Origin of the sequence: Candidatus Limnocylindrus sp. (assembly GCF_040397215.1) — a bacterium.
GTDB lineage: Bacteria > Chloroflexota > Limnocylindria > Limnocylindrales > Limnocylindraceae > Limnocylindrus.
On sequence record NZ_JBBAWK010000015.1, the window covers coordinates 1 to 1,470 of the forward strand.

General features: G+C 63.4%; 1 pseudogene. It reads right to left on the reverse strand.

The annotated features are described in order from the left end of the window. Positions 1 to 1,470 (reverse strand): annotated as a pseudogene (locus tag AC3LCN_RS04535) (hypothetical protein); the annotation flags it as partial.

Below are 1,470 nucleotides of genomic sequence, written 5' to 3' on the forward strand. Positions count from 1 at the left end.
CGCATCAAACCTGTAGGCGTCGCCGGTATCTGTCGCCAGATACACCTTGCCCGGTTCACCAGCAGCCGGGAAACCAGCCACAGACGGCGCAGTCACCAGGCCGCCACCACCCGCCGACAACGTGCCATCCGCAGCAATCGTCACCCCGGTGCCCTGCTTCACACCACCCAAAACGGTCGCCGAAGCAACCGGCAGCGCATACCCGGCCGGCAAGGCTTGCCACGTCTTATCGCCCCGCAAATACTGGGCGGCAGTACCCGGCGCAATCACCGGCTCCTTCGTGGCATCCGCAACCGTGATGTTCGCGGTGCCATCAAACGTCACCCCGTTGATCGTCCTGGGCGTCGTCAGCTTCGTCGCCGACAGAACATTCTTCGTCACGTCAGCCGTGTTATTAACAAGATCAAGCGCGAGGGCCGCCTTCAACGGGGCAGCCGCAACATCACCCGCCAAACCCGCAACCGTCGAAACACCCGCAGTGCCCGACGTAGCGGTCTCCCACTTAGTGCCGTTGTAAAGAGCAAAGTCACCAGCGGTGAACTTCACGCCGAACTGCGTGCCCGTTACAGTCACCCGCCACATATCACCCGGCGTACCCACATTGGACACTAGAGGCGGCGTGTTGGTCGCCGCGTTCCAGGTGCCCTTGTACTCCAAAGCAGACACCGACAACTGCGAACTCGGCAGCTTTCCCGCAGCATCCAACGACGCATACCCGTTGTTGACACCCTTATTGGCGACCTTCTCAAAGTTCGCCGAATCCGGGCCTAACCGCTGCCACGCCGTGCCGTCATACAACACAGCATCGCCAACCGAGAACGACTGCCCAAACTGCGAACCGGCAGCAGAAACCCGATACAAATCACCCAACTGGCCGGTGCCGTTCGCCAACGCCGGCGAGTTCGTTGAGGCATTCCACACGTCCTTAAACTCAACAGCAGACAGCGTCAACTGGGCGGCGGGCAGCCGGGTCGTTGCATCCAACCCGGCATAGCCGTTCGCGGCACCCTTGTTAGTTTTCGCCTCATACGTCGGGTCGAAGAATGCTTTCAGGGCGGACTTCATGCCCGCCCAGGTGGTCTTCTTTGTGACGTTCGCTGCCGCAGAATCACCGATGACGAAGGTGTCGGCGTCCACCACGGTGGGTTTGACGGTGAGTGTTGTCAGATCCAATGACCCCGATGGGCCTTGCGGGCCGGCGGGTCCGCTGGGCCCGGCTGGGCCGGTGGGCCCGGGTGCGCCGTCGGCTCCGGCTGGTCCCGGGGGGCCGCCTGCCGGGCCGGGCTCTCCGGGCGGGCCCGCGGGGCCTTCGGGTCCGCGGATGATGCCGGTGGCGTTCGGCCCGGATGGTAGTGGCATCCAGTCGAGCAGGTCGATGACCTCGTCGGGATCCCACGGTGCCTCGAAGGTGCCGCCCGTGATCGTGTACGAGGTGGCCTTGCCGTCGATCTTGATGTTGGAGAACGAGAA